Annotated in this window: 1 protein-coding gene; it reads left to right on the plus strand. The window is 37.3% G+C overall.

Annotation, left to right across the window (positions count from 1 at the left end; genetic code table 11):
• Positions 1-251 precede the first annotated feature (251 nt).
• A partial coding sequence (locus FOT98_RS28075) for an isopeptide-forming domain-containing fimbrial protein (protein ID WP_144291192.1) occupies positions 252-10,087 on the plus strand: 9,836 nt, incomplete at its 3' end.

The following is a 10,087-nucleotide window of genomic DNA, read 5'->3' on the forward strand; positions in this document are numbered from 1 at the left end:
CCTATATAATATGGGTTTTTCCTATATTAAAAAAATGATAGGGGTTTATATGTGTATCTGGTATATATGCTATTTTTGATAAATTAAAATAGTAATATTCTATGAGATTTGTATTGTTGAAATAGGAATTTCAATGATACATCTTCGTAGGACGGATTGTTGCGAGTGGATATATATTGCTATGTTTCCGGCTACTAAATGAAATGAAGTAGACGGATAGCAAATATATAGAAAGGAGAAAAGGTAGAAATATGAAAAAAGTGTTGAAAAGTTTTAATGTCGTAACAATGATTACACTTCTCCTATCCATCATATTACCTTCACCTAGCGCTTTTGCTACAGAGATAAATAAAAAGAGCTGGGATGAGTTACAAGGGAATGATGTGAAGATTAAGGCAGAGAAAGTGAATGCTGAAATATACAGAGGAGAAGTAGCTGAGAGGGAGCACGTATTTCAATATACGATTGAAAATACGGGAGATACACCAATTCAAGAATTGGTGATGAAACAAAATAATGACAATGAAATTATGTTTCTTCCTCAATCTATGAAAGTAAACGGGGAGAAACTACCTGAAAATAGGGTAGCTGATTTCTATATAGAAGAAAAAGATAAGGGAGGAAAGCTTCTTTCTTCTAATCTTAAAATTCAAGATTTAAAATCACACGAAAAAATGACTGTGTTAATAAAAGCTAGTCGTGCACAGCATTTTAATAAAGAATACAAACAAAAAATTAGTGTGCAAAAAGATCAAGTGCAAATAGGAAATATGTCTGTAGATGTTGAAGGGATTCCTTCTGAAGACAAGGGTGAAGCGAACGCCGATGATGAGGCTGACAGTAATAAGAAAGAAGTAGGCGCATCAGTTGATAATACAACTAAAAAAGTTGATGAAAAGCTGAAAGTATCTGTAGAAGATAAAAATAAACCTACATCAAAAACAGAACTGGAGAAGGCAGAACAACCAGTAACTGAGGCTGAGAAACAGCCAGAAAAAGAGGCAGCAAAGCAGGACAATACAGAAGTACAAGCTGCATCAGAAAATGCTTCAAAGGTTCAAATCCAAACAGGGGATAAGCAAGGTTTTGGAGATCCACTGTATTCCGTAATTGCTGCTGGTGATTTAGTGCAGACTGGTAACGTGACGCTTGGGTTAACAGATAATCACTATACTAGGCAAAGTGTCGGGGGGAAAGTAAATAAAAAAGCTGTAGATATTGATAATGATGACACTACATTTAATTCATCAACAGGAGCTTTTCCTAACATCCCTGCTGGAAGTAAAGTGAAAAAGGCGTATTTATTTTGGACAGCTGCTATGGGGACTCCAAGTGATACAAGGACAGATTATAGAGTTAGCGATGAAGATGTAAGACAGCCTGTTAAAGTGAAGATGGGAAATAAGCAATACGCTGAAGTAAGTGCTGATAGTATACGAAAAGCGGATTATTTACCGTATATTGCAAATCACTATAGCAGTGGCGCAGGATATGTTGCATATGCTGACGTAACAAATGTGATTGCAAAACAAGGTATTTCTCAAACGGTGACAGTTGCAAATGTACCACAAATTAAATTTGAAAAGGGTAGTGGCTACTACTGGGGCAACTGGAATCTTATATTAGTTTATGAAAACCATAAAGAAACCGTAAAAGATATGAAGATTTGGGAAGGTTTAGTTTCTCAAAAAAGTACAACTTGGGCAGATATTAGTGTTAATAAAATAAACACACCGAAAGAAGGGGCTTTTAAGGCGAAATTTAGTTATTTCTCGTCACAAGGAGATCCTGCTGATAATGATGGATATGCCTATGATTATGGAGAGTATGACTTTGGATTAGGATATCAAAAGCTGAAAAATATTAACGGTAAGGACAATGATGTTAATGACTCGTCTATGACAGAAGTACAAGTGGATGGGACTAACGAGTTTGTTACAAAAAAATATCCGGGATATAACCCAGATTGGACAAATTCATTTAGTACAGATATTCATACGTATCATCTTGAGGGACCAAAGCAAGTGAAAAATGATTTAAAAGAAGGAAAGATGCGCTTTAGGGCGTACGGTGGTGGCGGTGATATTTACGTATTAAACAACACTACATTCGTCACAGAACATAATGCGCCAAATTTACAAGTCGATAAAAAGGCGTTAGATAGTGCTGGAAAAGAAATTAAGGAAGTCAAAGTTGGCGAAGAGATTACGTATCAAATTGAAGTGAAGAATGATACGAAGAATAATCAAGCACCGGTATCTAATGTAAAAGGATTTGATAAATTAGATAATCGTTTAGAGTATGTTCCGGGATCCATTCAATATGTTACAGGAAGCAATAAAGGACAAAAAACAGATGATGCAAACGATGATGAAGCAGAGTTTGTAAATAATCAAATTGATTTCCGTCTTGGTGAAGGGGCAGATGCTACAGACGGTGGTGTTTTACAGCCTGGTGAAAGTGCCGTTATTACATTTAAGGTGAAAGTGAAAGAATCTATACAATCAGATACAACAGTCAAAAATGTCGTTGCTGTAAAGGGACAAGATAGTGCTGAGATAAAGTATGAGAGTGAAGACGATGCAAATGTTACAGTTACGACTCCAAAAGAGGTTCCTGGAGAAATAGAAGCGACCAAAGTAGCTTCAAATAAAACACCGAGTTTAGGTGATGAGGTAGAGTATCGCATTACTTTTAAAAACATTATTAAAGATGGACGTCTAGATGTATTGACGATTGAAGATGAATTACCGAGTAGTCTTGAGTTCGTGAAAGATAGTTTGAAAGCAGAAGGTGCAAAACCAGAGCCAGTAGAGCTGAAATTTGAAAATGGCAAAGTAATTGCAAAGTATCCAGAAATTATGGATATGGAAGAAAGAAGTATCGTCTTTAAAACGAAAGTAAAAGAAACTGCAAAAATTGGTGAAGAAATTGTTAACAAAGCAATTGTTAGTGATAAAACAAATCCACCAAAGGATCTAGAAGAAAAGATTACACCACAGCATAAGGCCGGCAAAATTGCTGCAAAGAAAAAAGCAACAAATAAGAAGCCGAAGCTAGGAGAAGAAGTTGAATATCAAATTAGCTTCAAAAATACGGTGGAAAATGGAAAACTAGAGGCAGTTACAATAGAAGATGAAATTCCAGCTAACTTAGAATTTGTTCAAGGTAGTGAGAGAGCTGAAGGTGCTGGCCCAAATCCAGTAGAGCTAAAAGTAGAGAATGGTAAGGTAATCGCAAAGTATCCAGAGATTACAGATACAGAAGAGCGAAGCATCATTTTTAAAGTGAAAGTAAAAGAAGAAGCAAAAGCAGGAGAAACAATTGTTAATAAAGCAATTGTAAGTGATCCGAATGGTCAGACTGAGCACCCAGAAGAAAAGATTACGCCAGGTTATAAAGACGGTAAAGTAGACGTAGATAAAAGCGTAACGAATCAAACACCAAAACTAGGAGAAGAAGTGGAGTACCGCATTACATTTCATAATACGGTAGAAAATGGAAAGCTAGAAAAGGTAATGATAGAAGATACGTTGCCTGAAGGTGTTGAATACGTGAAAGATAGTTTGAAAGCAGAAGGTGTAAAACCAGAGCCAGTAGAACTAAAAATGGAGAATGGCAAAGTAACTGCAACATATCCAGAAATTACGGATATGGAACAAAGAAGTATTGTTTTTAAAGTGAAAGTAAAAGAGACGGCAAAAGTAGGGGAAGCAATTGTAAACAAAGCAATTGCAAAAGATCCGAAACATGATCCGACTGATGCAAAGGTTGTTATTACACCGCAAAGTAAAAAAGGTGTAATTGCTGCTACAAAGGTAGTTAATAATGAAAAGCCGAAGCTAGGAGAAGAAATCGAATATCGAATTAGTTTTCATAATACGGTAGAGAACGGAAAACTAGCAGAGGTGCGAGTAGAAGATACAATTCCAACAGGCCTTGAATATGTAGAGAATAGTATTAAGGCTGAAGGCGAAGCGCCGGGTCCAGTAGAATTAACAGTTGAAGCTGGGGTAGTTAAAGCTAAGTATATCGATATTACGGATACGAAAGAAAGAAGTATCGTCTTTAAAGTAAAGGTGAAAGAAGAAGCGGAAGTAGGCAAGGAAATCGTCAATAAGGCAATTGTTGACGATACGGAACATCCACCGATTGAGCCGGAGGAAAGAATTACTCCGCAGTATAAAGATGGAATGATTGATTCGAAGAAGACAGTAGATAATCCAATGCCAAAACTAGGAGAAGAAGTGGAATACCGAATTAGCTTTAAGAATACGGTAGAAAACGGAAAACTAGAAAAGGTAAAAATAGAGGATACAATCCCTAATGGTTTAGAGTATGTAAAAGATAGTGAAAAGGCGGAAGGCGATAAACCAGCTCCAGTAAAGTTACGTGTGAAAGATGGAAAAGTTATCGCTGAATACGAAAATATTACGGATACGAAAGAAAGAAGTATCGTCTTTAAAGTAAAGGTGAAAGAAGAAGCGGAAGTAGGCAAGGAAATCGTCAATAAGGCAATTGTTGACGATACGAAAGATTCAAAAGAGCCAGAAGCAAAAATTACGCCATTACACAAAGATGGAAAAATGAAAGCAAAGAAAAGCGTAAATAATCTAGTGCCGAAGTTAGGAGAAGAAGTAGAATACCGAATTAGCTTTAAAAATACGGTAGAAAACGGAAAACTAGCAGAGGTGAAAATAGAAGATACTTTACCAGAAGGTTTAGAGTATATAGAAAACAGTGTGAAAGCAGAAGGTGCTGAACCAAATCCAATAGAGTTGAAAGTGGAAAACGGTAAGGTACTGGCGAAATATCCAGAGATTACGGATACAGAAGAAAGAAGTATCACTTTTAAAGTGATAGTAAAAGAAGAAGTAAAAGTCGGCGAAAAAATCGTCAATAAAGCAATTATTGATGATACAAAAAACAAACCAGAAACACCAAAGGCAGAAATTATTCCGCAGTATAAAGATGGAAAACTTGAAGCGAAAAAGATGGTAAATAATCAAGCGCCGAAGTTAGAAGAAGAAATCGAATACCGAATTAGTTTTAAAAATACGGTAGAACATGGAAAGCTAACAGAGGTAAAAATAGAAGATGATTTACCAAATGGTTTAGAGTACGTGAAAGATAGTTTAAAAGCAGAAGGATCTAATCCAGATCCAGTGGAATTGAAAGTGGAAAAAGGCAAGGTACTGGCGAAGTATCCAGAGATTACGGATACGAAAGAGAGAAGTATTACTTTTAAAGTGAAAGTAAAAGGTAAAGTGAGCGATACAATTGTCAATCAAGCGATTGTGAGCGATACGAAACATCCGCCAGAAACACCGAAGGCAGAAATTATTCCGCAGCATAAAGATGGAAAAGTTGAAGCGAAAAAAGTAGTAAATAACCCGTCACCGAAGTTAGGAGAAGAAGTAGAATACCGAATTAGCTTTAAAAATACGGTAGAAAACGGAAAACTAGCAGAGGTGAAAATAGAAGATACTTTACCAGAAGGCTTAGAGTATGTAGAAAACAGTGTGAAAGCAGAAGGATCTAAGCCAGACCCAGTAGAGTTGAAAGTGGAAAACGGTAAGGTACTGGCGAAGTATTTAGAGATTACGGATACAGAAGAAAGAAGTATCACTTTTAAAGTGAAAGTAAAAGAAGAAGTAAAAATCGGCGAAAAAATCGTCAATAAAGCAATTATTGATGATACAAAAAACAAACCAGAAACACCAAAAGCAGAAATTACTCCGCAGCATAAAGATGGAAAAGTTGAAGCGAAAAAAGTAGTAAATAACCCATCACCGAAGTTAGGAGAAGAAGTAGAATACCGAATTAGCTTTAAAAACACGGTAGAAAACGGAAAACTAACAGAGGTAAAAATAGAAGATACTTTACCGAAGGGCTTAGAGTATGTGAAAGAAAGTGTGAAAGCAGAAGGATCTAAGCCAGAGCCGGTAGAACTGCAAGTGAAAGATGGCAAAGTAATTGCCAAATATCCAGAGATTACGGATACAGAAGAAAGAAGTATCGTCTTTAAAGCAAAAGTAAAAGAAGACTTCAAAGTTGGTGAAGGTATTGTCAATAAAGTAGTTGTTGATGATACGAAAGATCCAACGACTTCAGAAGTAACAATCACTCCAGAATATAAAGACGGTAAGCTGAAAGCAGAGAAGGTTGTAAACAATAAGAAGCCGAAGCTAGGAGAAGAAGTAGAATACCGAATTAGTTTTAAAAACACGGTAGAAAACGGGAAGCTAGCCGAGGTTAAAGTAGAAGATGAAATACCAGCTGGATTAGAGTATGTGGAGAACAGTGTGAAGGCAGAAGGTTCTAAACCAAGTCCAGTAGAACTGAAAGTGGAAAACGGAAAGGTAATGGCAAAGTATCCAGCAATTATGGATACGAAAGAAAGAAGCATTGTCTTTAAAGTGAAGGTAAAAGAAGAGGCAGAAATAGGTAAGGAAATTGTCAATAAGGCAATTGTAGTAGATACAACACATGAGCCAGAAAAGCCTCATGTGGCAATTATCCCACAATATAAAGACGGCAAGATTGCTGCTCAGAAAGTGGCGAATAATCATAAACCAAAACTAGGAGAAGAAGTAGAATACCGAATTAGCTTTAAAAACACGGTAGAAAACGGAAAACTAGCAGAGGTAAATATAAAGGATACATTACCAAATGGTTTAGAGTATGTAGAAGGCAGCATCAAGGCAGAAGGTTCTAAACCGGAACCAGTAGAGCTACAGGTGAAAAATAATAAGGTAATGGCAAAATATCCAGCAATTACAGATACAGAGGAAAGAAGCATTGTCTTTAACGCGAAGGTAAAAGAAAGCGTAAAAGTGGGAGAAGAAATCGTAAATGAAGCGATTGTGGATGATACAAAAAATCTGCCAGAAGAGCCTTACGTACCGATTACCCCGCAATATAAAGATGGAAAAATTGAGGCGAGAAAAGAAGTAAGTAATCACGAACCGAAGCTAGGCGAGGAAATCGAATATCGAATTATTTTTAATAATACGGTGAAGGATGGAAAGCTAGCAGAAGTGAAGATAGAGGATGAAATTCCAGCTGGATTAGAGTTTGTGCAAGGAAGTGAAAAGGCTGAAGGGGAAGAGCTAACACCAGTGGAGTTGAAAGTAGAAAATGGCAAGGTAACGGCAAAGTATTCAGAGATTATGGATACGAAAGAAAGAAGTATTGTCTTTAAGGTGAAGGTGAAAGATTCAGCCGCAATAGGAAAGGGTATTAAAAATAAAGCGATTATTCATGTGGATGATCCGAACCATCCTATAACTGAACCGACAGCTAAAATTACACCGCAATATAAAGACGGTAAAATTAAAGCTGATAAAAAAGTAAGTAAAAAAGATCCAAAGCTAGGGGAAGAGATCGAATACCGCATTTCATTTAGTAATACGGTGAAAGATGGAAAGCTAGCAGAGGTGAAGATAGAAGATGAAATTCCGTCTGGTTTAGAATTTGTGAAGGATAGTCTAAAAGCAGAAGGTGATAAGCCGGCGCCAGTAGAGTTGAAAGAAGAGGCGGGCAAAATTATCGCAAAGTATGAAAATATTACTGACATGAAAGAAAGAAACATTATCTTTACAGTGAAAGTGAAAGATGATGTGGAAGTGGACAAAGCAATTGTAAATAAAGCGATTGTGGATGATTCGAAAAATCCAGTAGAGCAACCAGAAGTAGATATTACCCCGCAGTATAAAGACGGTAAAGTGAAAGCTGATAAAAAAGTAAGCAAAAAAGATCCAAAGTTAGGAGAAGAAGTGGAGTACCGAATTAGTTTTAAAAATACGGTAGAAAATGGAAAACTAGCAGAGGTGAAAATTGAGGATCAATTACCAACTGGTTTAGAGTATGTGAAGGATAGTTTAAAAGCAGAAGGTAATGAACCGAGTCCATTAGAGTTAAAAGAAGAAGCTGGAAAAATTACAGCGAAGTATGAAAACATTACTGATACAGCGGAGCGTAGTATTAGCTTTAAGGTGAAAGTAACGGAAGCAGCAAAAGTCGGTAAGACAATTGTGAATAAGGCAATTGTGGATGATCATAATCCAAAGAATCCACCGCAAAAACCAGAAGCGATTATTACACCGGAGTATAAAGATGGAAAACTAAAAGCTGAGAAAACAGTAAATAACGAAGCTCCGAAATTAGGAGAAGAAGTAGAGTATCGAATTACATTCCGTAACGTAGTTGAGCATGGAAAAGTAGCAAAGGTGAAGATTAAGGATGAATTACCAAATGGCTTAGAGTTTGTAGAAGGTAGTGAAAGAGCTGAGGGAGAGAATCCGAAACCAATGCATGTGAAAGTGAAAAACGGAATCGTTCTTGCAGAGTATCCAGAAATTACGGATACGAAAGAAAGAAGCATTGTCTTTAAGGTGAAGGTGAAAGAAAAAGCTAAAGTAGGCGACGAAATTGTGAATAAAGCGGTTGTGGAAGATACAATAAACCCACCAGAGCAACCGAATATCGCTATTCAGCCTCAATATAAAGATGGTGCATTACAAGCAGAAAAAACAGTAAGCAATTATGAACCGAAGTTAGGAGAAGAAATCGAATACCGAATTAGCTTTGAAAATAAGGTAGAGAACGGAAAACTAACAGAGGTAAAGGTAGAAGATGAAATTCCAGCCGGTTTAGAATATGTACAAGATAGTATAAAGTCTGATGGACCGGAACCAAATCCAGTAGAACTTCAGGTTGAACATGGAAAAGTAACAGCAAAGTATCCGGAAATTACAGATACGAAAAAAAGAAGCATCATCTTTAAAGTGCGAGTACAAGAAACGGTACAAGTAGGAAAAGAGATTGTAAACAAGGCGATTGTGGATGATAATAATCCGACGACTCCACCAGTTGAGTCACTTATACCAATTACGCCGCAATATAAAGATGGAAAACTAGAGGCAAGGAAAGAAGTAAGTAATCATGAACCGAAGCTAGGAGAAGAAATCGAATATCGAATTACTTTTAACGGCACAGTAGATGGCGGTAAGTTAGTTGATGTGAAAATTGAAGATGAAATCCCAGCCGGTTTAGAATATGTGCAAGATAGTTTGAAGGTTGTAGGTGACAAGCCTGCACCAACAGAGTTTACAGTAGAGAGTGGAAAAGTAATAGTAAAGTATCCAGACATTATGGATACGAAAGAAAGAAGTATCATCTTTAAAGTGAAGGTAAAAGAAACAGTAAAAGTTGGAGAGGAAATAACAAATAAAGCGACTATTCATGTGGAAGATCCGAACCATCCAGTTATAGAACCGACAGCGACAATAAAGCCAGAATATAAAGATGGTAAGTTAAAAGCAATGAAGACAGTAAATAATCATGAACCGAAGTTAGGGGACGAAATCGAGTATCGAATTAGTTTTGAAAATACGGTAGAAAACGGAAAATTAGCCGTGGTAAAGGTAGAAGATGAAATTCCAACCGGTTTAGAATATGTGCAAGATAGTCTTAGATTTGAAGGTGCTGAGCCAAATCCAGTAGAGTTGAAAATGGAATTTGGAAAAGTAACTGCTACGTATTTAGACATTATGGATAGAAAAGATCGTAGTATTACTTTTAAAGCGAAGGTAAGAGAAACGGTTAAAATCGGTGAGGAAATTGTGAATAAAGCGATTGTGGAAGATACAATAAACAAACCGCTTGAACCGACAGTTTCCATTAAGCCGAAGAAACCAGAAGTGAGACCGGAAGATCCGAAAGAGCCAGAGGTGAAGCCGGAAGACCCGAAAGAACCAGAGGTGAAACCGGAAGATCCGAAAGAGCCAGAGGTGAAGCCGGAAGATCCGAAAGAACCAGAAGTGAGACCGGAAGATCCGAAAGAGCCAGAGGTGAAGCCGGAAGACCCGAAAGAACCAGAGGTGAAACCGGAAGATCCGAAAGAACCAGAAGTGAAGCCGGAAGACCCGAAAGAGCCAGAGGTGAAGCCGGAAGATCCGAAAGAACCAGAAGTGAAGCCGGAAGACCCGAAAGAGCCAGAAGTGAAACCGGAAGATCCGAAAGAGCCAGAAGTGAAACCGGAAGATCCGAAAGAGCCAGAAGTGAAACCGGAAGATCCGAAAGA

Origin of the sequence: Bacillus sp. HY001 (assembly GCF_007558965.1) — a bacterium.
In the GTDB taxonomy this organism is placed as follows: domain Bacteria; phylum Bacillota; class Bacilli; order Bacillales; family Bacillaceae_G; genus Bacillus_A; species Bacillus_A mobilis.